The sequence below is a fragment of the Occultella glacieicola genome (assembly GCF_004353825.1).
Taxonomy (GTDB): domain Bacteria; phylum Actinomycetota; class Actinomycetes; order Actinomycetales; family Beutenbergiaceae; genus Occultella; species Occultella glacieicola.
The window spans coordinates 186,218-209,850 of record NZ_SMNA01000005.1 but is presented as its reverse complement, the minus strand read 5'-3'; the positions used below and the strand labels follow the sequence as shown (position 1 = coordinate 209,850).

Below are 23,633 nucleotides of genomic sequence, written 5' to 3'. Positions count from 1 at the left end.
GTCAGCGCTCCTCTCGCATGAACTCGGGGCGGCGCAGGCCGCGGACCTTGATCCGGCGCACGGTGCCCGCGAACGACGAGAACTTCTCGCTCAGACCGAGCTTGAGCCACAGGCGGAAGGTCGGGAGCCCGCGATAGCGGGGAGTGCCCACTCGGGCCAGCCGTAAGGTGAGCAGCCGTCCCCACAAGGCTCCTCGGGTCGTCTCGAGGCTCGGCTGTGACGCCGGCAACTTCTCGAGCGGGAGGGGGCCGCCCTCGACTGCTCCATCGGCGAGCGCTCGCAGCAGCGCCGCCCGGCCGCGCTCGGTCCGCACGACGACGAGCGAACGGCCGTCCTGACCCTCGGTTCGCCGGTACCAGGGGTCACCAACAGAGAGGTCGGCGAACTCGCCGGTGTGATCGGGGCAGATCATGCATCGCCACTGGCGCCGTTTGGTCAGCGATCCCCATGACTCCGCGTAACTGAGCGAACGGGTCTCGCCCGAGCGGGTCCGGAGCCGGAACTCGCCGGGCCAACCCTCACCTCGGTAGTCGAGTCGCTCGACCTCCGTCGGGTCGATGCCGAGGCCACGGACGAGGTCAGCCGTGCCGGCCGTCGAAGGGGTCCCGGCGCAGAAGATCCCGATGGTCAGGCCCACCTTCTCGGCCAGTTCCGGGCGTCGCTGTGCCGCTGCGCGGGTCGCTGCGATGTCGCATGGCTTGCCGACCACCACACTGGGGCCCTCGGCGGATTCGACCAGATCGAGGCGCTCGCACGGGTTCGCCGGCGAGTATCGGGACCCTGCGGCCGAGACGATATCGGCGTAGGTGCGGTTCAGACGGGTCTCGTTCAACAGTGGCGCATCCGCTCGTGCCTGCACCTGCAGAGCCCCGACGGCGGCACCCGATGTCACGGCGTGGGCCGCCAGAGCGCTGACGACGCCACCGGAGGACCCTCGGTGCCGGACCTCAGGATCCGTTGCCCAGCACTCGTATAGGTCGAGGATCGGCCCCCATTCGCCGCCGAACGGGGCGTCCGCGAGGGCCTCCTCGTCGTGCTGGAGTGCGCGCCCAGGGCAGGCGGCGAGCGCGTCTCCTGCAACCCCGGACGTGATGCCGACGATCGGCAGCGGGCGGACCCCGACGCCGTCGACGTCCGTCATCCGCAAGGCGTCCGGACGCAGGTACGCACAGACGCCGCACCCCGTGCACAGGTGCGCGTCGACCACGGCATCGATGCTGTCGAGACGGGAGTTCACGCGATCACGTTCACGGCGTCGGACCTGGACCAGCCCGCCACGGCGGTCAGGACATCGCGCAGTTGACCCTGCGACTCCTCGACGACCGCGGGCATGTCCCGCGCCAACTGGTCCCGCAGCCGGGAGCGGGCGGCGAAGGATGCCGTCATCTCGGCGACGGCCTCCTCGCCCGCGATCCTGCGGGCATCGGCCACCTGCGACCCCATGCCGCAACTCTCGAAGACACCCTGGGTCTTGTCGCTGTAGGCGTAGCCGAATGTCGGGGTTCCGGTCGAGAGGGAACCGATCGTGGAGTGCATCCGGCTGCCGACGAACCAGTCCATCCGGGAGATGCACCATTTCAGTTCGGCCGCGTCGAGGGCCGCCGGCACCATGGTCGTGCGGGCAACCTCTGCTTCGGTGAGTCGGGAGCGGACCGCCTCAATGCCGGCGACGTCGCTCTCGCCGGCGCCACCGGGCAGGTGGACATGCGGCACGAACACCACGCGCGCGCCGTCGCCGACGAGGCGCTGGACCAAGCGCGTCATCGTCTCGATGTAGTCCCCGGCGAGACCGAAGCGTTCATGACCGACCCGGTCGCGCAGGAGGCCGCTCACGTTGACGCCGGCGACGACCTCGCCGTCCAGGGCGGCTAAGGATCGCACCGTCTCACCGCCGGGTTCCCGCGGTTCGAGTGCGAATGCCACGTCGACGCCCCGACGGAGCCGGGACGTGTCGGCGTCCGGTCCAGCGAGGTCGAGCAGTTGGGCGTAGCTCCACTCGTCGCGCGCGTAGGCGAGCGTCGACGCGCGGACGAGTCGTTCGGCCTTCTTTCGCCCGTCCGTGGTCGTGAACGGGCCGTACGTCTGAGGCAAAAGGATGAGTGGCCGGCCCGCTCGGAGCGCGGCCTCCTTGGGTTCTGAGACGGAGGCAAGCCTGGTTGGACCGTAGAGGTCGGTGAAACTGTCGCCTGCCGAGATGTCAAGGATCGCATCAGCCTCGGCGAATCGACGGGCCGCTGGGTTCAGCCGCGGCGCCACGCGTTGGGCGAGGCGGATCTGTGCCCAGCTCTCGGGCCGATGCCAACGTCGCGAGAGCCGGACGCCGAGGTACTCCACGGTCGCCCCCGGGTAGCGGCTCGTGGCATCGGTGCGGATCCCCCAACCGTCATCGAGGATCGTGAGCCGGCTTCCCGGCGCGTCGCGTTCGATGGCGTCGGCAACGGATCGGCCGAGTGCCTCGACCCCCCGGTTGCCATTACCGATCGCGGCGCCGGCCAGGACAACTCGTAGACTCCTCACCCGGTCAAGTATGGAGGCGGGGGTGGCCCCGCGAGGGTGGTTCGGGCACTGATTCCAACTGGCTCCGGCTCAGGCGGGCGCGACCAGGGCAATCTGCAGGGCGAGGCTCGTGCCCATCACGATGAGCCACAGGAGGCCGCCGAGGAGCAGCGGGCTGGCCCCGGCTCGGCGCAGTGCAGGCAGGTCGGTTCCCAGGCCGATGGCCGCCATGGCCATCGTGATCAGGAAGGTGGCGATGGTCGCGATCGGCGGTTGCGCGGCCGCCGGGATCACGCCCAGTCCATTGAGTCCTGCGATGGCCAGGAAGCCCACCAGGAACCACGGCACCAGGCGCCACAGCGAAGGCGGCGCCGGATCGCGCGGGTCTTTCGAAGCGGCGTGACGGCGGTCCCGTCTGGCGACCAGCGCGGCCACGCCCGCCACGATGGGGATGATCGCGAGGGTTCGGGTCAGTTTGACCACCACGGCGGTGTCCGCGGCGTCGTCGCCGAAGCTCGTGGCCGCGGCTACCACCGACGACATGTCGTTCACCGCAGTGCCGGCGAGCAGCCCGAAGTCCGCCGGACTCATGCCCAGGAGGTGCCCGAGCGGCGGGAGAACCAGCACCGCGGCGATGTTGAACACGAACACGGTGGACAGCGCATAGGCGACCTTCGTGCCTGCCGGTCGCAGCACCGGGGTCACCGCGGCGATCGCGGACGCGCCGCAGATCGCGGTGCCGACTCCGATGAGGGTGCGCAGGTCGGAATCGACGCGCAGTAGCCGGCCGAGGAACGCCGCGCCGACGAGCGCGGCGACGAGGGTACCGATCATCACCGGCAGCGCTTCCACCCCGACCTCGAGGACCTGTCGGATGGAGAGTTGTGCGCCGAGGAGCACTACCGCGCACTGCAGGAGGACTCGACCCGCCGTCGTCAGTCCCGGCCCGACCGCCGGATGGTGGGCGACCCGCGGTACACATGCGCCCACGAACCCGCCGATCAGAACCGCGACCACAGGGCCGCCGAGCAGCGGCGCGAACTGCCCGACGGCGGTCGCGGCCGTCGCGATCGTCGCGCTCAGGACCAGGCCCGGCACACGGGAGCGTTGCCATCGGCGAGGAGGCGACGACGTGGGGGAGGGCGGCACCGCACCAGCCTGCTGCGCTCCACCGTGATGCGGTAGCTACCGGCTCTGGAGATATCTATAGTCATAGGCTATGGCCGAGGAAAGGAGTCATGATGCTCGCGACCGCGCCCGTCGGCGTCACCCTCGATGCATTGCGGCTCCTGGTGCTCGTCGCCGACCACGGCAGCATCTCCGCTGCCGCCCGCGTCGAGCGGATCTCCCAGCCCTCGGCGAGCAACCGGATCAGGCACCTCGAGCGTCGGCTCGGCCTGGAACTACTCGACCGGCGCAGCCGGGGAGCCGAGCTCACCGAGCACGGCCGGATGGTGACCGGCTGGGCGCGAGGCGTCGTGGAGGCAGCGGGTGTGCTCATCACCGGGGCGCGGGCGCTGGCGGCCGAGACCGAGGGCGACGTGAGCATCGCGGCCAGCCAGACCGTCGCTGAATACCTGGTGCCGACCTGGTTGGCGCGGTTCCGGGCGCTGGAGCCCGACGCCCGGGTGCGCCTGCGGGTGGCGAACTCCCGGGATGTGATCGCGGCGCTCCGCGGGCGAGAGATCGACCTCGGATTCGTCGAGGGGCCTACGGTGCCGACGGACCTGGTCCGACGACGAGTGGGTGCCGACCGACTGGTGCTGGTCGTCGCGCCCGGCCACCCGCTCACACGGCGACGCCGGCCGGTCGACGCCGAGGAACTGGCGGAGCTTCGCCTGGCCTCGCGCGAGGCCGGCTCAGGCACGCGGGATGCACTCGGCTGGGCGCTCGGTCGCGAACTCGACCCCGGCGTGGAACTCGACTCCAACGCCGCGGTCAAGGTGATGGTCGCATCCGGTGCGTACCCGGCCGTGATCAGTGAACTCGCGGTGGCCGCGGAGTTGCGCGACCGACGACTCGTCTCGGTCCCGGTGGTCGGTGTGGACCTGACCCGGACGCTGCACGCGGTCTGGCGCCGAGGATGGCGCCCGTCGGCCGTGATCGACGATCTTCTCGCCGTCGTTCTCGGACGACGCTGATCCGATCTGAAAGGACTCTTGCGAAAGAACACTTTCAAGTCTAGAGTCCTCGGCATGAAGATCGAGGATCCCCGGGCGATGCGAGCCCTCGCGCACCCGCTGCGTTTCGCGCTGCTCGAACGGCTCGCCATCGAGGGCGAGGCCACCGCGACCGAGCTCGCGGCGTTCACCGGCTCGACGCCGTCGAACTGCTCGTTCCACCTGCGCACCCTGGCGGAGTTCGGCTATATCGAGCGGGCGCCGGGGCACACCGGCCGGAACCGCCCGTGGCGGGTGCTCGACATCGAGCAGAGCTGGGACGACTACGGGCCGGACGAGGAGGCCGAGGCCGCAAGCCGCGCCCTCGGGGCCACGTTCGTGGAGTGGGAGACCTCCCGGATCAAGGCCGCGCAGCACGCGACCGCCCCGGAGGCCTGGCGCGGCAAGCTCTTCCAGTCCGGCGCCACCATCTACGTCACCGCGGAGGAGGCCCGGGCGATCGGTGACGAGATCGGCGAGATCATCATGCGCTACGTGCCCCGCTGGGAGAACCCGGAGACACGCCCCGAGGGCGGTGAACTCGTCCGGGTCTTCGCCACGAGTTACCTGGTGCCCGAGCCCGGGCAGCCGACCGAGACCGACGACGGAGAAGCATCATGAAGGACGTTCTGCGCATCGCCACGTTCCGCCGTCTGCTCGGAGCCTGGACCATCGGCAACCTCGCCGACAGTGCACTCTTCCTCACCCTCGCCGTCTGGGCGAAGGACATCTCGGGAAGCTCCGGAGCGGCCGGACTGGTGTTCCTGGCGCTCGGGGCACCGGCCCTCGCGGCGCCCCTGCTCGGCCTGCTCGCCGACCGGGTCCGACGGCGTTCGCTCCTGATCGTGGCTAACCTTGCCGGTGCTGTGGTCGCCGCGTCTCTCGTGCTCGTCAACGGTCCGGGTGACCTCTGGATGCTGTACCTGGTCGCGTTCGCGTACGGCGCGCTCGGGATCCTGAACGGGTCCGCCCAGTCGGGGCTGCTGCGCGACCTGCTCCCGGATGAACACCTCGACAACGCGAACGCGCTGCTGTCCACGATCGACCAGGGCCTGCGGATCATCACCCCGGCGATCGGCGCCGGGCTCTATGTCCTCTGGGGCGGCGGAGCGCTCGGACTGGGGGTGGCCGCGATCCTGGTGCTGACCGCGCTCGCCCTGCTCACCGTCCGCGTCGTCGAGTCCACGCCGGAACCGGCCGAGGACCGCGCCGGGTTCTGGGCGGAGGCCGCCGCCGGCTTCCGGCATGTGGCGAGCGTCCCGTTGCTCGCTCGGATCGTGCTCGTCACCGCCGTCGCCTTCGGGGTGCTCGGCGTGTTCGAGAGCGCCCTGTTCGAGGTGGTGGAGAAGGGCCTGGGCATGGAGGCCGCATTCTTCGGCGTGCTGATGAGCATCCAGGGCGGCGCCGCGATCGTGGGTGGCCTGACCTCGGCGACGGCGTTGCGCCGGCTCGGCCCGGCCCGCACCGTGGGCGTGGCCCTGCTCGGGCTCGGCCTGGCCGCCTGCGGGCTCGCCGCGGACCTGCTGCCGGTCCCGCTGCTGCCGGTCGCGGTCGTCGCGATCGCGATCTCCGGGATTTGTGTGCCCTGGCTGGTCGTCGCGCTCATCACCACCCGGCAGCGGCTCACCCCGCCGCGGCTGCAGGGCCGCACCGCGGCCGCGACCAACCTGGCCATGACGCTGCCGCAGTTGGCGTCGATCGCGGCCGGGGCCGCGCTGATCACCGTGGTGGACTACCGCCTCGTGATGGTCAGCGCCGGCGTGGTGCTGCTCGGCTGCGCAGCGGTACTGGTGCTGGGGCGCACCTCCGGCCCGACCGAGATCGCCACCACGGACGCGACCACCGACCCCTCCGACCCGAGCCCCGAGCCGGCTGGCCCGGACGAGCTGCCCGGGCTCGCCGCGTAGGATCGGCACGGATTCGTCCCCGAACTGGAGTTCACCCGATGTGCTACCGCGTACCCTGCGCCACCTGTCAGAAGACCACCTGGGCCGGGTGCGGTGACCACGTCGAGGAGGCCCTGAACGGAGTCCCCGACGACCAGAGGTGCACCTGCCCCCGACGCTGAGCCTCCAGTGCTCCTGCTTCTCACCTCGGTCCGGCGCCCAGGCCCGCGTCGCGCGCGTGCGCCACGGCGGCGGCCCGATCCCGCAGGTGGAGCTTGGCCAGCACGGTGGCGAGGTTGTTGCGGACGGTCTTCTCCGACAGGCCGAGCCGGCGGGCGATCTCGTGGTTGCCGAGTCCCTGGGCCACGAGCGTCAGGACGCTCTCCTCGCGTGGGGTGAGGCCCGGGAAGGCCCGGGCGGCTGAGTCCGCCGGGTCGGCCGGGCCGGCGGCGAGGAGTTCGGCGACCCGCCGGGCCACCCGGCCGCCGTAGACCGCCCCGCCGTCGGCGACGGTCAGGATCGCCCGCACGATCTCGTCCCGCTCGGCGCCCTTGAGGAGGTACCCGGCGGCTCCGGCGCGCAGCGCGGCGAGCACGGAGTCGTCATCATCGTGCATGGTCAGCACGAGCACGGCCGTGGCCGGCGCGGCGGCGCGCAGCGCCCCGATCATCGCGGGCCCGCCGGGGCCGGGCATGCTCAGGTCGGTCAGGGCCACCTGCGGTCGGAGCCGCCTGACGGCGGAGAGCAGCTCGGCCGCGTCGCTCGCCTGCTCGAGGAGGTCGATCCCGGCGACGTCGGTCAGGGCCGCGGTGAGGCCGAACCGGAACATCGGGTGGTCGTCGGCGAGGACCACCCGCACCGGGGCGGCGGTCACGGCGTCGCCGGCCCGACGGCGGTCGGCGCCAGTTCGGCGGCGGTCGTCGCCGTGCCCGAACCCGCCCGACGCCCGAGCGGCACCGACATCGTGACGGTGGTTCCCGCCGTCGAGGACTCGATCGCGAACCGCGCGCCGACGGCGTCGGCGCGCCGGCGCATCGAGCCGAGCCCGACGCCCGGTGCGGCGTCGGCGGCCAGGCCGCGACCGTCGTCGCCGACCATGAGGTGCACATCCCCGGCCTCGGCCCACACCGCCAGCGAGGCCGACCGGGCCGCGGAGTGTCGCTCCAGGTTCGTCACGGCCTCGAGGGCGACCCGGAACACGGCGTCCTCGACCGGCGCCGGCAGGGCTGGGAGGTCGCCGACCTCGACCCGGATCGGCACGGTGCGGGCGAGCGCCGCGACCGCGCCCGGGAGGGCACCGGCGAGGCCGTCGGTCGACAGCGCCGCGGGGCGCAGGTCCTCGATGATCCGCCGGACCTCCACCACGGTGTTCGCCGTCTGCCCGCGCAGCACGTCGGTGAGCTCGTCGGCGCGGGTCACGTCGCCACGGGCCAGCGCGCCCTGCACCGCCTGCAGACCCAGCCCGATCCCGGTCAGCGCCGGCCCGAGGCCGTCGTGGAGGTCGTGCCGCAGCCGCTCCCGCTCCTCCCGACGGGCCTCGACGACGGCGTCGCGCTGGTGCTGCAGGTCCTCACCGAGTTCGACGGCGCGCACGGCCACCGCGAGCTGCGGGGCCAGGGCGCCGGCCAGCCGGCGCCGGCGCCGGGACCAGGACCCGCCCGGGTAGGTGGCCACGCGCAGGTGCCCCACGTCCTCCCCGCTGACGACCAGCGGGACCGCCAGCCACGCGGGATCGGGGGCATCAGTGGGATCGGCGGCGCCCGGTGCGGTCCCGGCCGGGGAACCGACGCTCGCGATGACGGTGCCCGCCCGGTCGGTGAGCCGCAGCTCGCTCGGCCGCAGCGAGCGGTGGATGCTGCCGACGGCGGCGTCGAGCAGGTGGGCGGGGTCGCTGTTCGCGAGCACGCTGCCCAGGTGCGAGACCGCCGCAACCGGGTCCGCGGGTCGCGTCACCTCGATGTCCAGCAGCCGGTAGCGCAGGATCCCGACGGCCACCGCGACCGGCAGCAGGTACAGCCCGACCACCTGCCCCCAGGGGCCTGCGAACGGCGTGGTCACGAGCGCCACCACGACCGCCGTGAGCAGCAGGGTCAGTTGCTGGCGCTCCGGTGCCGGCGAGCGGACCAGCCGCACCACGGCGCTGACCCAGCCCGCCGCGCACGCGAGGGCGAACACGACCAGCGGGACCCAGACCACGAGCGCCGACCCGGCCGACGCGTTCGGGGCGTCGTCGCCGAACGCCCGGGCCAGCGACGGGTCGAGCTCGGCGGCCAGCACCTGCACCTCGAACGCCGCGGCACCGGCGACCACGAGGGCGGCGAGCACCCGGTCGGTCCGGCCCGCCAGCCGCCCGGACGGATACAGCAGCGGCAGCAGGCCGAGCATCGCCAGGATGAGCAGCCCGCCGATCACGCTGATCGTGAGGTCGAGCGGCCGCCCCGCCAGCGTCGGGTCCTCGATCTGCTGAGCCAGCCGCGCCTCGCCGTTGTTGCCGACGCTGACCTGGGTGAGCGTGCCGACCACGAGCATCAGCCAACCGACCACATTCGTGGGCCGCAGCCACGCGAGCACGGCTCCGGCCAGCGCCCAGGCCAGTCCGGCCAGCGCCATCAGCACCAGCGCCACGCCCGTCGGCTCGTCGGCGTACCAGCGCCACTCAGCCAGGCCGGCCCGCACCGACGCGGCGACCGCGGCGGCCACCAGTGCCCCCGCCAGGCCGCGGTGCCACCCAGTGCCGACCTGTCCGCCGAGGCGGCGCTCGACCCACCTGCCCACCACCATGGCGACATTGTCCCGAAGGGGCGGCGGGCCCGCCCAGGTTTCGATGTCCCGGGTGGCCGGGCAATGTGCCCGGGTCGGCGGGACGGGGGGCCCTACCCGGCGCCCACGCGGGCGCCCGAGGGTATCGGCACCGGTCCCGACCCGGGGCCCACCGAGAGGAGAACCACGATGGCCGCGACCTCGTCCGCCACCGCCCCCACGTCCCCGACCACGACCAGGACGAGCCGAGCGATCCCGTTCCGGATCGTCGCCGTGCTCGTCGCGGCGACCTACCTGGTCCTCTTCGGCACCTACCGGTGGTTGCTCACCCCGTGGCTGCTGCTGCCCGACGACGTCGATCACGGCTGGACCCGCACCCCCGAGCTGCACGCCTGGGCGGACACCGCGGCGGCGGCGACCCTGGCCGCGATCGGCATCGGCGCCCTGGTCGCGGCGTGGAAGCCGCTCCGGCGCTCCGCCCTGGTCGCCTGGGTCGGGGTCCTGCTCACCGTCGTCGGCGTCTCCAGCATCGCCTCGGTCCTGCTGCAGCAGCACACCGGGTTCGGCGGCGCCCTGCTCCAGGGGGCGCTCACCGTCGCGCTCACCGCGGTCCCGTTCGTGTTCCTGCACCCGCAGCGCCGGGACGTGCTCCGCGGCGGCCATGCGGGCGCACCGGACTCGTGGCCGCACGGCGCGCTCCGGGCCGGGCTGTTCGCGCTCGCCGTCGCCGGCGCCGCGCTGGCGATCGGGGCGATCGTCTGGAGGGTCACCGGCAGCCTCGTCGAGAATCCCCTCGAGGACGACGTGGTCAGCTTCTCCAACCTCGGGCTGACACTCGCCTCCGGTGCCGCGATCGCGGCCACAGGGCGGCAGGGGTGGCGCTCGGTGGCCGTGATCACCGGTGCGGTCGCGGCGTACGCGGTGGTGGCCGCGGTGTCGCTGGCCCTGTGAGAATGCCCTTCCGTACCCGACCGGGGGCGGGGTACTGTCGCACGATGCGCTATCCCGCCGCCCAGCCGTAACTCACCGTCCGCTCCCTGACGATCCGGGCGGTCGCCTTCCTGGCCACCCGGGAGGCGATCCCGTTCTACGCGGTGTACGCCCTGGCGATGTCCGACGGCGGACTGTCGGCCGCGCAGATCTCGTCGCTGTTCGTCGTGTGGTCGCTGACGGCGTTCGTCGCCGAGGTGCCCTCCGGCGCCTGGGCGGACACGATCGACCGACGCGCCCTGCTGGTGCTCAGCGGGCTGCTGTACGCGCTCGCGTTCGGTATGTGGTTGCTCTGGCCCGCCTACCCGGGCTACCTGATCGGCTTCGTGTGCTGGGGCGTGTCCTCGGCGCTGATGTCCGGCACCTTCGAGGCGCTGCTGTTCGACCACCTGAGCACGGCTGGGGCGGCGCACCGCTACGCCGCGGTCAAGGGCCGGGCGCAGACCGTCGCCATGCTCGCCATGCTCGCGGCGACGGCGTCCGCCGGGCTCCTGATGACGGCCGGCGGGTTCCCGATGGTCGGCACCGTGAGCGTCGCGATGGCCCTCCTGCACACGGCCGTGGCGGCGGCCCTGCCGTCCTCGCGAGCGGCCGCGGCCGACCCGGCCACAGCGGGCGGTGACGCCGACCCGGCCGACGCCGACGGTGACGCCGATCACGCGAGCGAGCAACCGCCGTCGGGCACCGCCGCCTTCGGCGAGTACCTGAGCATGCTCCGGTCCGGGCTGCGGGAGGCCGCCGGGGTGCCACGGGTGCGCCGGGTCGCGATCCTCGCGGCCGCGATGCTCGGCCTGACCGCCTACGACGAGTACTTCCCGCTGGTGCTCGCCGAGCACGGCGTCGCCGCGGACCGGATCCCGATGCTGCTCGCGGTCATCGTGGCCGGCCAGGCGCTCGGCACCGCGCTCGCCGGGCGGACCTCCCGGTGGAGCCCACGCCGGATAGCCTGGCTGTACGGGGTCGGCGCGGCCCTGGTCGGGGTCGGCGCCATCGTCGGCGCCCCGGCCGGATTCGTGGCGATCGCCCTCGGCATCGGCGCCGTCAACAACGCGTTCCTGATCGGGGAGGCCCGCCTGCAGGAGTCGATCTCAGGTGCGGCTCGCGCCACGGTGACCTCGGTCAGCGGCCTCGGCAGCGAGGTGTTCTCGCTTGCCGTGTTCGCGCTCGTGGCGCTCGGGTCGGCGTGGTGGTCGATCGTGACCGTGATGGCCCTGCTGGCGATCCCCGGCGTGATCACGGCCGTAGTGGCCGCCCGGTGGCTGCCGCCGGCTCAGGGACCAGAAATACCTCCACCTGCGCGGGAGTGACGTCGAGAACCCATGTTCACCCGTCCGGGCGCCACTGCGGGCGCGGTGGCACGGGCCCGTGGGCGCGGAGCAGCCCCGCCCCCGCTTTCGCCGTGAACTCGTACTCGGCGCCGAGACGGCGCGCGTACAGGCCGACCGGCCGCGTCGATGGCGCCTCCCACGCCGACGCCGTCGGGGCGACGGCAGCCGCCGGACCGGCCTCGGTGACCGTGTCACCGCACGATCCTGGCAGGTCAGTCGACCTCGGTCAGCCGACCCGCGTCCAACCGCCAGCGCCGGGTCGCCCGCACCTGGGCCAGCATCCGCCGGTCGTGGGTGACCAGCAGCACGGTCCCGCCGAACGACTCCACGGCCTGCTCGAGCTGCTCGATCGCGGGCAGGTCCAGGTGGTTCGTCGGTTCGTCCAGGACCAGCAGGTTCACCCCGCGCGCCTGCAGGAGCGCCAGCGCGGCCCGGGTGCGTTCACCGGGGGACAGGGACGCGGCCGGGCGTCGCACGTGCTCCCCGCCCAGGCCGAACTTCGCGAGCAGGGTGCGCACCTCCGCCTCCGGCCAGTCCGGCACCAGCCGACCGAACACCACCGGCACCGGGTCGGGCTCGTCGAACAGGGCACGGGCCTGGTCCACCTCGCCGATCTCCACCCCGGAACCCAGGGCCGCGCGCCCCTGCTCGGGCGGGATCCGCCCGAGCAGCAGGCCGAGCAGCGTGGTCTTGCCGGAGCCGTTCGCGCCGGTGATCACGATCCGGTCGCCGGCATCGACCTGCGCGGTGACCGGGCCCAGGGTGAAGTCACCCCGGCGTACGACGGCCCCATCGAGGGTGGCCACGACGCTCCCGGAGCGGGTCGCCGCGGCGATGGACATCTGCAGCTGCCACTCCTTGCGGGGTTCCTCGACGGCTTCGAGACGCTCGATCGCCCGCTCGGTCTGACTCACCTTCGCGGCCTGCTTCTCCGTCCGGGCGACGGCTGCGTTGATGATGTGCTTGTCCCCGTCCTTGGCCTTCTTGCGGGCGTTCCGGACGCCCTTGTCCACCCAGGTCTTCTGGGTCTGGGCGCGGGACCTGAGCGAGCCGAGGGTGTCGGCGTACTCCTCGTAGGCCTCCCGCGCCCGTACCCGGGCCACCTCCCGCTCGTGCAGGAACGCCTCGTAGCCGCCCTCGTACACGCTGACCTGCCGCTGGGCCAGGTCGAGCTCGATGATCCCGGTCACCGTGCGGGCCAGGAACTCACGGTCGTGGGAGACGATCACCATCGGCGCGCGGGCACCCCGCACGAACTGCTCCAGCCGGTCCAGGCCGGCCAGATCCAGGTCGTTGGTCGGCTCGTCCAGCAGCAGGATGTCGTAGCGCTGGAGCAGCAGTGCGGCCAGGCCCACCCGGGCCGCCTCGCCGCCGGAGAGCGAGGTCATCGGCGCGTCGAGGCCGACCGCCAGACCGATGTCCGCGGCGACGCCGGGCACCCGTTCGTCCAGGTCCGCGCCGCCCAGACCCAGCCACCGCTCCAGGGCGAGGCTATAGGCCTCGGCCGCGGCGCCGTCGTCGGGCCGGTCCGCCATCGACTGCGCCGCGGCGTCCATGACCACCCCGGCCCGGTCCACGCCGGTGCGCCGGCGCAGGAAGGCCAGCACGTCCTCACCGGGCAGCCGCTCCGGTTCCTGCGCGAGGTACCCGACGGTCGCATGCGGGGGAGCGAGCACGGCCCGCCCGGTCAGCTCCGCACCGCCGTCGGCGGCTCCTTCGGACCGGGCCGCGAGCGCGGCGAGCAGCGTCGACTTGCCCGCCCCGTTCGCCCCGACCAGCCCCCACACGTCACCGGGTGCGATCGCGAACGTGAGGTCGGTGAACAGTTGGCGGGCGCCGTGGGCGGCGCCGAACCCGAGCACCTGGAGCGTGGCAGACATGAGCGCCAGGGTATGCGGACGGGACGGTACCGGCCGAACGGATATCTGCTGTTGGCCACTCGGTCGACCCAGGACGCCAGGACAGGGCTGTCGGTCCAGTGCCCAGCCACCACCTACGACTACGACGAAGACACGATCGTTCACTCTTGTACGCGATCGTGGCTGATTGTGCAGGGTGCGTTCAGTGGCCGACCCGTAGCGGCGTCGCGCCCTCCGGGACGACCTCGCCCGGTCGCGGGGGCGGCGGCGGGGTGCCGTCGCCGAACGGCCGGCCACCGAGCTCCTCGCGGTGGTGCGGTGTGAGCCAGTTCGCCAGGTCCGGGCCCTTGGGCACGATCCGGCTCGGGTTCACGTCCTTGTGCACCACGTAGTAGTGCTCCTTGATCTGGGCGAAGTCGATGGTGTCGCCGAACCCTGGGGTCTGGAACAGGTCCCGGGCGTAGGCCCACAGCACCGGCATCTCGGACAGCTTGGACCGGTTCGTCTTGAAGTGACCGTGGTAGACGGGGTCGAACCGGGCCAGGGTGGTGAACAGCCGCACGTCCGCCTCGGTGATCGTGTCGCCCACCAAGTAGCGCTGGCCGGCGAGCCGCTCGCTGAGCCAGTCCAGCCGTGCGAACAGGCGGTCGAAGGCGAACTCGTAGGAGCGTTGCGACCCGGCGAACCCGCACCGGTACACCCCGTTGTTCACGTCCTTGTAGACGGCCAGGGCGACCTCGTCGATCTCCTCCCGCAGCTGCTCGGGGTAGAGGTCCGGGGCGCCCTCGCGGTGGAACGCGGACCATTCGGTGGAAAGGTCCAGGGTCATCTGCGCGAAGTCGTTCGTGACCACCGCGCCGGTCGGGATGTCCACGATCGCGGGCACGGTGATGCCGCGCGGGTAGTCCGGGGTGCGCCTGAAGTACGCCTCCTGCAACCGCTCGATGCCGAGCACCGGGTCCACCCCGCCGGGATCGAGGTCGAACGTCCAGGACCGGACATCGTGGGTGGGCCCGCACATGCCCATGGACAGCGCGTCCTCGAGGCCGAGCAGGCGGCGCACGATGATCGCCCGGTTCGCCCACGGACAGGCCCGGGCCACCACGAGCCGATACCGCCCGGCCTCGACCGGGTAGCCGTCGCGGCCGTCAGTGGTGATCCGGGTCTCGATGTAGGTGGTGTCGCGCGTGTACTCCTGGCCGGGCAGCACATAGGAGCCCTGCTGATGCTCGCTCATGGTGGTCACTCTAGGCTCGTCTAGGCGCGCGGAACTACGTGAGCCGGCGGTGCTGAACACTTCCCTCGGTGTCATGCCGTGACGAGGTCGTTCTCGGTGAGCATGATCCCCAGACGGCGCAGGTCAGCTGGCGCTTCGCGGTCCGCTCGGCGGCGCAGCGAGGCGAGCTCTGCCGGGTACCAAGGCTCAGGTAGTGGTTCTGTTCGTGCCCAGCCTGGCGCGGAGGGGTCGTGCTCGGCCAGCCCGCGTGCAGCCATCGCCCCGAGGAAGGCGTCGAACCGTGGGTCGGGGATCGGGAGCGGGGTGACTGCCCACTCGGCGATGTCGTCCGGGTCGGACAGACGGCGCAGGTCATCGCGGGCTTGCAGAATCACTCGCAGGGCGAAGTCCTCGTCGCCGTCGCGGAGCTCGCGGGTCGCGGCCTCGCGGGCGTCGCGGGCGGTCATCCATCGGCGCCGCTCACCGGTCGGCGTGCGGGCCGGGGACTCGCGTGCGAGGCGGTTGACCTCAGCCTGGGTGCGGCCCAGTTGCGCGGCAGCGGTCCGTTGGGTCATGCCGTCGCGGAGTGCCTGCGCCACGGCGGTGCGCAGGTCACGGTGTGCACGGGCGCGCTCAGCGTCGAGTCGCCGGGTGGTTGCGGCAAGTCCCATCACGCACCTCCTTGATCGGATAGTCATATCAACGTCGATCCGCGATGCGAAGGTGTGACCGCGGCAGGCTCGGAGATCAGCCTCTGGTGGTGGCGCGGATCCGCAGCTCGGGCGAGAGTGCGATCCGGGACCAGGCGCCCGGACGGCTCGCGCGCAGCCGGGACATCACGCGGTGCAGGCACAACCTCGCGCCCGAGTCCCCGACCTCGCGGCGCGGTGGGGCGATCGCCGTCAACGGGGTGGCGCAGAGGGCGGCGACCTCGTCGTCGTAGGCGACCACGGCGAGGTCCTGTGGGACCCGGAGCCCCGCGTCCTCGGCGGCGTCGACGAGCCCGATGGCGACCTCGTCGGGGATCACGATCACGCCGTCGACGCTCCCGGTGCGGCAGCGATCGACCACGCCCTGCAGGGCGTCCTGCAACGCGGCGGCGGGTGCCTGCGCCGGCGGCAGCACGAGCACCTCCGCCTGCAGGCCGGCCGAGGCGAGTGCCCGGGTGACCCCGGCACGGACCAGCGGTGCGGTCGCGCTGGACCGGGCCGCGACGAGCAGGCGCGTGCACCCGGTCGCGAGCAGGTGCTCGGCCGCGAGCACACCGCCGACTTCGTGGTCGCACCGGACGGTGTCCAGCGTCCCGTGCCACGGCGAGTCGTCCAGGCTCCGTTCCAGCACCACGACCGCCGGTGCTGCGGTTGCGAGGAGTTCATAGGTGGCCGGGTCGTCGGCCGCATGGACCGTGGGCGTGACCAGGAGGCCGTCCACGCGGCGCGAGAGCAGACGCGTGATCTGTTCACGCTCGCGCTCCGCCGAGTAGTCCGAGACGGCCAGGATCAGGCGCGCGCCCGCGGCGCCGAGGGCGGTGCGCGCACCGCTGATCACGTCGGGGAAATAGTAGTTCGCCGCCGGTACGACCATCCCGATCGTGGCGACCGGGGCACTGGATCGTGACATCTCGTCGGTCCCACCCGCCGCGATCGCGCCGCCGTGCACCCGGTGCAGGAGCCCGGCGCGTTCGAGGTCGACGAGATCGCGTCGGATCGTCATCCCCGAGGCGCCGACCCCCATCGCGAATTCCTCGGTGCGGACGGTGCCGTGGATCCGCAGCTCGCGCAGGAGTCGGGCGCGTCGATCGGCCGGGAGCATGCGCACATTCTGCGCCCCGGGGGTCCGCCGGCGCGTCCGTGTGACCTGCGAGTCGAACCTCAGCGGACTCTCACGGTGAGTGGTGCCGACTCGGTTGAGCCGGCCTCGTTGATCCACTCGACGCGGTAGGTGTACGTGCCCGGCGCCAGCGACTCCGCACCGTAGGTCATGCGCTGGTGCGCCGGTGTCGCCGCGACCAGCTCGCCCTCCGCCACCACGTCGGAGCCCTGGTAGAGCCGGTAGTGGGTGGCGTTGGTGCCCCACCACAGATCGGCCGTCACGGTGAAGGTCCCGTTCCCGTCCCAGTTGTCGTGGCTGAGCACCGGGGCGCCGGGGGCGGCGTCCGTGACCCTGACGGTCAGTGGTGCCGTCGTCGTCCGCCCGGCGCTGTTGACGAGTTCCGCCGTGTAGACGTAGCTGCCGTCGGTGCGTCCGGTGATCGGGAACGTGACCCGCTGGGCGGCGGGGGAGCCGGGCTGCACACGCTCCGACGCGATCAGCTCGCCGTTCTCGTACAGATGCACCCGGCTGGCGTTGCTGCCCCACCACAGGTTCATCGTGATCGTGTAGTCGCCGTCGTGCAGGCCGGTGTCCCAGCCGTTGTCGCTGCTCAGGATGCCGACGGCGGGGGGTTGCGTCGCGCCGTCGTCCGGTTCGGCAGGGAACCCGTTCCCGACCGAGCCGAGGTCGGCGAGGTCGATGACGCGGCCGTCGAGCAGCAGGTCGCCGTCGACGATCTCGGCCGTCAGCGGCCCGGCGCTCGAGGTGGCCAGCACGATCCCGAAGTCGGCCGCAGTGCCGGTGCGGGTCAGCCGGAGCGTGTGGTCGATCACCTGCACCGTCAGGCCGTCGCGGTCGGGTACGAAGCCGGACAGCGTGGCGCCGTCGGTGCTGGTGAAGGTGAACAACGGTTCGTGCGGTGCGCCCTCGGGGAAGGTGGCGATCGTGACCGAGGCCTCCGGTCGCAGCTGCCAGTCCCAGTCGTGGGACGTCGCGTCGCCGAAGGTGTCGTGGATCGCGACGATCGCGTCCGCGGCACCGCCCGGGGCGAGGTCGACGACCTGCTCACGCTCCGCCGTCGTGACCTCGAAGTTGGCCGACCCGTCGAGGTGGACGTACCCGCCGCCCTGACCGTCGAAGGACCGCGACTCGAGGCTGACGCCGTCGCCGCGCACGGTCTCGTACTGGTTCGCGTAAGGCTCCAGCTCGCCGTCCACCAGCGGCTTGCTCCACAGCAGCGGGTCCTGGACCTTGCCGCCCTGCAGCGCCCACGTGCTGTCGTCGCCGATCCACGACAACGCGAACGTCTCGGCCGCCGACCAGCCCTTGTGCTGCAGGTTGCGGTTGGACGTCGAGATCAGGGTGTCGTCGGCATCGGCGTAGTCGGAGCGGAAGGCGTAGAAGCCGGCCTCGTCGTCGAGCAGTGCCGTGCGCGCCGCCTCGGCGGTCAGGTCCGCCGGGTCGTCGCTGACGCCCGCCGGGTAGTACAGCACCGCGAACATGCTGTGCACGTCGTCGAAACGCGGGTCGGCGGCATCGACGCCCTGCAGCTCGTCGTACAGGTGCACCAGCCCCGGCAGCGCCTCCGCCGGCGCGGTCGGGAACAGCAGCGGGAAGGTGCCGCTGACCTGGTTGTTCGGGCCGGACACCCCGAACTGGACGACGTCGCCCGCGGTCCGTGAGGAGACCGCGTGCAGCGCGAGGTTCCAGAAGTCCACCGCCGCCAACGGGGCGTCGAGCGCGAGCACGCCGGCGTCACGGGCCATGAACAGCGACGGGAACAGGTACAGCTGGGCGTAGTGGAAGTAGTCCCAGCCTTCCTGCGTCCACCCGGTCCCGGTGTAACCGTCCTGCAGGTGCCGCGCCACCTGGTTGATCAGGTAGGTGATCCGTTCGTCGTGGGTCCCGAAGTCGCCGTCGCCACGGGCGGCCAGCAGCAGCGCCAGCTCGGTGCCGTTCGTGACGGCGACCCAGTTCGAGGCGCGGTCGGCGCCGTCGAGCGTGTCGTGGTGGTAGGTCGAGAGCAGGTCGGTGGTCCGGGTCATGACGTCGCGGACGTCGGCGCGCTGCTCCTCGGTCCAGCCGGCGTAGGCGAGATCGTAGGCGGGAGCCAGGTTGAGGGCGCCACGGCCGAGTTCGAGGCCCATGTTCGTCTCGCGCGCCACGATCCAGTCGGCGCCCGCCATCACGGCTTCGTAGGCCAGTTCTGCGTATTCGTGATCACCGGTGACGGCGTAGGCGAACGCCGCGTCGCGGGCCCGGTAGAGCTCGGTCGCCGAGCCCGGGTAGGCCGCTCCGGTGCCGTCGAGGCGGGCGGTCACGGCATCCCAGGCACCGCTGACGGTCGGCTCGCCGGCGGCGAGATCGGACCGGATCCGCGCGAGGGTGCCGGGGTCGACCAGCGTCCGCGGGTGCTGCTCGGCGCCGACCACCGCGCGAGCGAGCTCGGTCCCGCCGGAGCGCAGCACGACGTCCTCGCCCGGCTCACCGGCGGGTGCCTCGACGCTGCCCTGGTATCCGGTCACCGGCACCGGTGCGGCCCCGCCGACCTGGACGGTCAGGTCGGCGGTGGGGTCGTCGGCGCCGATCGCCCAGCTCACGTGCGTCGCATCGCCCTGCTGCAGCCCCGTGACGAGGCTGAGGACGGTGCGGTCGGCGAACGTGCCCGTGGTCGTGGTCGTGGTCGGTGGGCTGATCCCCAGCACCGAGCCGTCGACGGCGAGCGCCTGCACGAGGTAGCTGTAGGTCGTGCCCGGTGCGGCGGTGGCGTCCGCGGTCGTGGGTGCGAGCGCGCGCTTGAGGAAGGTGTCCGCGGACGCGACCGGGGGCGCGGACCCCTCGGTGCGGTAGATCGCGTAACGGTCGGCGTCGATGTCGTCGAAGTTCCACGTCAGCTCGACGGGCCCGCGTGCGGTGGGCGAGGCGGTGAGGCCGCCGCCGCCGACGGTCTCGGAGATGCTGAGGTCGGCGAACCACACGGTGCCGCCGGCGCGGTCGAGCATCGGCTCGATGGAGATCCGGGCGGCGTCCTCGGGAAGGACGATGTCGGTCGAATAGGTGCGCCAGTCGAAGGTGCCCGTGACGTAAGGGCCCGCCCTGACCGGGAGCACAACCTGCCCGGCGGCGTTGTAGGCCTGGATCCGGAGCATGCTGAAGCCGCCGGTCAGCCCGTCGCCCCGAACCCATCCGGTGAGGGTCAGCTCGCGACCGATCGTGGCATCGACGTCGATCCGCTGGGTCAGCGCGAGCCGGGCGTTGGCGCCGGAGACCGACGTGATCGCCACCGCCGGGCCACCGGAAGGGCCGGCGGTCGCCTCGACCGTCACGGTCGCGGTACCCGCGGGAGCCCAGGTGCCCCACCCGGTGGGGACCCCGTTCGCGCCGACCTCGGCGAAGGTCGGGTTCGTGATCACGGGCACTCCGGCAGCGTGGGCGGCCGGCGCCACCACCGCCGTCGCCGCGGTACCGATCAGAGCGGCGGCGAGCACGCCGCCCAATACGGAGCGCACAGCCGAACGCAGGGACCTCGACCTCACCACGGACCTCCTTGCCGGTGACGGGCTGGGCCCCCACAGTGACAGGCTCCCGTCGGCCGGCGCACGGATCTGCACAGAACTGAACATCGGAGGAGTTGCTACGCGGGCTAGTAGCGTGGGCCATATCCCCCACACGTTCCGCCTAGGAGTTCCGCGTGAGCCTTCCGCTCGTCCCGGCCCCCACCCACCTCGAGACCCGTCCCGGCAACGGGTTCGTCATCACAGAGAACACGGCGCTGGTCGCCCCGCCGGGGGTGGCGCGCTACGCCGCACGGCTGCTCGGCCTCGGCCTGGACGCCGACGGCGATGCCGCCGACACCGTCGAACTCGCCCTGGGTGCCCAGCCCGGTGAGGCGTACACACTCACCGTGGACGCTGACCGCGTGGTCATCGAAGGCAGCGTCGCCGGCCTGGTCCGCGGGCTGGCCACGCTCGTGCAGCTGCGCAACCTCGCCGACGGGGCGATCCCCGCGCTGCGGATCGAGGACGCGCCCCGGTTCACCCGGCGCGGCCTGATGATCGACGTGGTCCGGCACTTCCACGGGCCGGCGACCCTGCGCCGGGTGATCGACCTGATGGCCGCCTACAAGCTGAACGTGCTGCACCTGCACCTCACCGACGACCAGGGCTGGCGGTTCCACTCGGCCAGCCGCCCGGAGCTGACCGGCCTCTCCAGCGATACCGCCGTCGACGGCGCCGAGGGCGGTCACCTGAGCGCCGAGGACCTGACCGCCCTCGTGGAGTACGCGGCGCAGCGCGGCATCGAGGTGGTCGGCGAGATCGACATGCCCGGCCACTCCAACGCGGCCCTGCACGCCGTGCCCGAGCTCAACCGCGACGGTGTCGCACCCGAGGTGTACACCGGCACCGAGGTGGGCTTCTCCCAGTTCACCCTCGCCCTGCCCGCCACGGCCGGCTTCCTCACCGACGTGATCGGCGACCTCGCCGCGCTCACCCCGGGCCCGTACCTGCACGTCGGCGGCGACGAGGTGCACACCATGGAACGCGCCGAGTACGACGAGTTCATCGAGGCGGCCACGGCCCTCACGGTGGCCGCGGGCAAGACCCCGATCGTGTGGGGCGAGGGTGCCGTCGCGGACCTGCCCGCCGGCGCCCTGGTGCAGTTGTGGGACACGAACTCCGACCCGGCGCCGATTGTGGCCGCGGCCCAGCGTGGTATCGGTGTGATCCTCAGCCCCGCCAAGCACGTCTACCTGGACATGAAGTACCACGACGACTACCCGCTCGGGCTGGCCTGGGCCGGCACCGTGGGCGTGCGGGACAGCTACGACTGGGACCCCGAGCAGTACCTGCCCGGCGTGGACCCGAGTGCGATCGTCGGCGTCGAGGCGGCCCTGTGGACCGAGACCCTTGCCACCGAGGAGGACCTGTTCACCATGCTGCTGCCGCGCCTGGCGGCGGTCGCGGAGGTGGCCTGGTCCGCCCAGGTCGTCCGGGACTGGGAGACGTTCGCGCCCCGGCTGGCCGCCCACGAACCGCTGTGGGCGGCCGCCGGGTACCCGCACGAGGCGCAGACGGTCTCGCCGGCCGGCTGACACCGGCCCGCCCGGTCGACGCCGCGGCGGCCGCCCGCAGGTGGGAGCGGCCGCCGGGCTTCGGGTGGGCTCTCAGGCGGCCCCGCCCGCCCCCGAGGCGAGGTCGGCGAAGAACGCGGTGACGTCGTCGACGATCACCTGGGGCGCCTCGTACGCCGTGTAGTGACCGGGCACGTCGAACACGTTCCAGCGCGTGATCGTGGCGTGATCGCGCTCGGCGAACCGACGGATCGCGAGGAAGTCCTTCGCGCCCGCGGCCAGCGCCGTCGGCGCGGTGGTCTGCCCCTCGGGCTTGGGGTCGCCGGCCATCTCCCGGTACATCCGGATCGAGGAGCCGCTGGTGCCGGTGAGCCAGTACAGCGCCACGTTCGCGACCACGAACTCCGGGTCGAGCCCCACGAGCAGCTGCCCGTTCCAGCCGAGCAGGCCGACCGGGGAGTCGGCGAGGGCGTGCGCCAGCGTCTGTGGGGCCTGGGTCTGGATCAGGTTGAAGGCGCCCATGTTCTCCCAGAACCAGCTCAGCCGTTCCATGCCGGCCTGCTCCTGCGCCGTCAGGTCCGCCAGCTCGGCCGGGTCGCCGGAGGGGAACGAGAACAACTGGGTGACGTGCACCCCGATCACGGATTCCGGGGCGAGCCGGCCCACCTCGGGCGAGATCATCGAGCCGGCGTCGTTGCCCACCGCCCCGTACCGCTCGTAGCCGAGCCGGCGCATCAGCTCCACCCAGGCGGCGGCGGTGCGGTGCACGCCCCAGCCGCGCTCGGTGGTGGGCCCGGAGAAGCCGAATCCGGGCAGCGACGGGATGACCAGGTCGAACCCGGCGGCGACGAGCGGATCGATCACGTCCAGGTATTCCAGGACCGAGCCCGGCCACCCGTGCGTCAGGATCAGCGCGGTCGCGTCCGGGCGGGGAGAGCGCACGTGCAGGAAGTGGATGCGCTGCCCGTCGATCTCGGTGGTGAACTGCGGGTAGGCGTTCAGCCGCGCCTCGACCGCACGCCAGTCGAAGGAGGTGCGCCAGTACTCGGCCCACTCGCGCACCTGGGCCAGGCTGGTGCCGTACTCGGAGCCGGAGCCCTCGATCTCGTCCACCCAGCGGGTCCGGGCCAGTCGGTCCGCCAGATCGTCGAGGTCCGCCTGCGGGATGTCGATCGTGGCGGGGGTGATCTCGGATGCGGTCATCGGACTCTCCTCAAAGTTGGAACGGAACGATTTGTTCCGCTGAGATCGAGTGTAACGGAATGATCCGTTCCGCACAAGGCGTTAGGGTGGCAACCATGGATCCGATCGAGACCCCCACGCCCGCGTTGAGCGGCCGGCGTGCCCAGGCCGCCCGCAACGACCGCCTGATCCTGGCCGCAGCGCGCACGGTGTTCCTCAGGGACGCGGCCGCTCCCATGTCGGCGGTCGCGAAGGAGGCGGGGGTCGGGATCAGCGCCCTGTACCACCGCTACGAGGGCAAGGAGGACCTGGTGCGCCGGCTCTGTGCGGACGGTCTCGAACGCTTCGCGCGGATCGCGCAGGAGTGCCTCGACGCCGGCGCGGACCCGTGGACCACCCTCACCGAGTTCGTCACCGGCATCATCGATGCGGACGTGCACGCGCTCACCGTGAACCTGGCGGGCACGTTCACACCCTCGGAGGACCTGGGGCGGCTCGCCGGCGATGCCTCCGCGCTCGGCGTGCGGATCTTCGAGGCAGCCCGCACGGCCGGAGTGCTCCGAGCGGGCCTCGTGGCCGAGGACCTCACCCTGCTCTTCGACCAGGTCACCGCGGTGCTCGGGCCGGACGACGAGCGCACCCGGCAGTTGCGGCACCGGTACCTGACCATCTGGTTCGACGGAGTTGCCGGCGATGGCGCCCCGCCGGGGGCGACCGGCCGCGGCGCGGCCGACCTCCCGGGGCCGGGGCCGACGTCCGAGGAGATGGGTCGTCGCTGGATCCCGCGGAGCTGAACCCCCCCGGCGTCACCTCGCACCCGCCGCACTGAGATCGGACGTGCGCAGGGGCGATCTCAGAGCCGCGGGTCCGATCG

Annotated in this window: 18 protein-coding genes; 7 read left to right on the top strand and 11 right to left on the bottom strand. The window is 72.4% G+C overall.

Annotated features, from left to right (window positions below):
- Position 1 precedes the first annotated feature (1 nt).
- The 3 genes from EXU48_RS11325 to EXU48_RS11315 all read right to left on the bottom strand — a co-directional run bounded on the left by EXU48_RS11325 (position 2) and on the right by EXU48_RS11315 (position 3,594).
- Positions 2–1,237 carry a Coenzyme F420 hydrogenase/dehydrogenase, beta subunit C-terminal domain gene (locus tag EXU48_RS11325; RefSeq protein ID WP_207947699.1) on the bottom strand — a complete coding sequence of 412 codons (1,236 nt, stop codon included), beginning with the start codon at positions 1,235–1,237 and terminating at the stop codon, positions 2–4.
- Entirely contained in the window at positions 1,234–2,517 is a 1,284-nt protein-coding gene (locus EXU48_RS24755; protein WP_207947698.1) for a polysaccharide pyruvyl transferase family protein, read from the bottom strand. Before EXU48_RS24755 ends, EXU48_RS11325 begins: the two co-directional genes overlap by 4 nt.
- 69 nt (positions 2,518–2,586) lie before the next feature.
- Complete coding sequence (locus tag EXU48_RS11315; protein WP_235856973.1) at positions 2,587–3,594, bottom strand: YeiH family protein; 1,008 nt, start codon at positions 3,592–3,594, stop codon at positions 2,587–2,589.
- Between the two features lie 140 nt (positions 3,595–3,734).
- Between EXU48_RS11315 and EXU48_RS11310 the strand changes: the two genes are divergently transcribed.
- The 3 genes from EXU48_RS11310 to EXU48_RS11300 are packed head-to-tail and all read left to right on the top strand — an operon-like array spanning position 3,735 to position 6,562.
- Entirely contained in the window at positions 3,735–4,637 is a 903-nt protein-coding gene (locus EXU48_RS11310) for a LysR substrate-binding domain-containing protein (protein ID WP_133107764.1), read from the top strand.
- Between the two features lie 54 nt (positions 4,638–4,691).
- Entirely contained in the window at positions 4,692–5,276 is a 585-nt protein-coding gene (locus EXU48_RS11305) for an ArsR/SmtB family transcription factor (RefSeq protein ID WP_133107763.1), read from the top strand.
- Positions 5,273–6,562 carry an MFS transporter gene (locus tag EXU48_RS11300; protein ID WP_133107762.1) on the top strand — a complete coding sequence of 430 codons (1,290 nt, stop codon included), beginning with the start codon at positions 5,273–5,275 and terminating at the stop codon, positions 6,560–6,562. Before EXU48_RS11305 ends, EXU48_RS11300 begins: the two co-directional genes overlap by 4 nt.
- Positions 6,563–6,743: 181 nt before the next feature.
- Here the strand turns inward: EXU48_RS11300 and EXU48_RS11295 are convergent, their stop codons facing one another.
- A complete protein-coding gene (locus tag EXU48_RS11295) occupies positions 6,744–7,415 on the bottom strand; it encodes a response regulator (protein WP_207947697.1) in 672 nt (223 codons plus the stop codon).
- Positions 7,412–9,322, bottom strand: a complete 1,911-nt coding sequence (locus EXU48_RS11290) for a sensor histidine kinase (RefSeq protein ID WP_133107761.1) — start codon at positions 9,320–9,322, stop codon at positions 7,412–7,414. The genes EXU48_RS11295 and EXU48_RS11290 overlap by 4 nt, the downstream gene beginning before the upstream one ends.
- 168 nt (positions 9,323–9,490) lie before the next feature.
- Here EXU48_RS11290 and EXU48_RS11285 point away from each other — a divergent pair, with 168 nt between their 5' ends.
- Both EXU48_RS11285 and EXU48_RS11280 read left to right on the top strand, forming a co-directional pair.
- A complete protein-coding gene (locus tag EXU48_RS11285) occupies positions 9,491–10,252 on the top strand; it encodes a hypothetical protein (protein WP_133107760.1) in 762 nt (253 codons plus the stop codon).
- A 143-nt stretch (positions 10,253–10,395) separates the two neighbouring features.
- On the top strand, positions 10,396–11,598 hold the full coding sequence (locus EXU48_RS11280; RefSeq protein WP_328591642.1) for an MFS transporter: 1,203 nt from the start codon (positions 10,396–10,398) through the stop codon (positions 11,596–11,598).
- A 233-nt stretch (positions 11,599–11,831) separates the two neighbouring features.
- Here the strand turns inward: EXU48_RS11280 and EXU48_RS11275 are convergent, their stop codons facing one another.
- From EXU48_RS11275 to EXU48_RS24485, 5 genes are all read right to left on the bottom strand, one after another.
- Positions 11,832–13,499 carry an ABC-F family ATP-binding cassette domain-containing protein gene (locus tag EXU48_RS11275; protein WP_133107758.1) on the bottom strand — a complete coding sequence of 556 codons (1,668 nt, stop codon included), beginning with the start codon at positions 13,497–13,499 and terminating at the stop codon, positions 11,832–11,834.
- Positions 13,500–13,680: 181 nt separating this feature from the next.
- On the bottom strand, positions 13,681–14,715 hold the full coding sequence (locus tag EXU48_RS11270; protein ID WP_133107757.1) for a glutathione S-transferase family protein: 1,035 nt from the start codon (positions 14,713–14,715) through the stop codon (positions 13,681–13,683).
- Positions 14,716–14,786: 71 nt separating this feature from the next.
- The gene (locus EXU48_RS11265) at positions 14,787–15,365 is read right to left on the bottom strand and encodes a hypothetical protein (RefSeq protein WP_133107756.1); all 579 of its coding nucleotides are present in this window, start codon (positions 15,363–15,365) and stop codon (positions 14,787–14,789) included.
- A 76-nt stretch (positions 15,366–15,441) separates the two neighbouring features.
- Positions 15,442–16,506 carry a LacI family DNA-binding transcriptional regulator gene (locus tag EXU48_RS11260; protein ID WP_133107755.1) on the bottom strand — a complete coding sequence of 355 codons (1,065 nt, stop codon included), beginning with the start codon at positions 16,504–16,506 and terminating at the stop codon, positions 15,442–15,444.
- A gap of 59 nt (positions 16,507–16,565) precedes the next feature.
- A complete protein-coding gene (locus EXU48_RS24485) occupies positions 16,566–20,042 on the bottom strand; it encodes a hypothetical protein (protein WP_165962769.1) in 3,477 nt (1,158 codons plus the stop codon).
- 155 nt (positions 20,043–20,197) lie between these two features.
- On the opposite strand from EXU48_RS24485, the gene EXU48_RS11250 reads away from it, so the two are divergent.
- The gene (locus EXU48_RS11250) at positions 20,198–21,598 is read left to right on the top strand and encodes a family 20 glycosylhydrolase (RefSeq protein WP_133107754.1); all 1,401 of its coding nucleotides are present in this window, start codon (positions 20,198–20,200) and stop codon (positions 21,596–21,598) included.
- A 72-nt stretch (positions 21,599–21,670) separates the two neighbouring features.
- Here EXU48_RS11250 and EXU48_RS11245 read toward each other — a convergent pair whose 3' ends face one another.
- Complete coding sequence (locus tag EXU48_RS11245; protein WP_133107753.1) at positions 21,671–22,780, bottom strand: epoxide hydrolase family protein; 1,110 nt, start codon at positions 22,778–22,780, stop codon at positions 21,671–21,673.
- A 95-nt stretch (positions 22,781–22,875) separates the two neighbouring features.
- Here EXU48_RS11245 and EXU48_RS11240 point away from each other — a divergent pair, with 95 nt between their 5' ends.
- Positions 22,876–23,553 (top strand): TetR/AcrR family transcriptional regulator, encoded by a 678-nt coding sequence (locus EXU48_RS11240; RefSeq protein ID WP_133107752.1) that lies wholly within the window; start codon positions 22,876–22,878, stop codon positions 23,551–23,553.
- Positions 23,554–23,633: the final 80 nt, after the last annotated feature.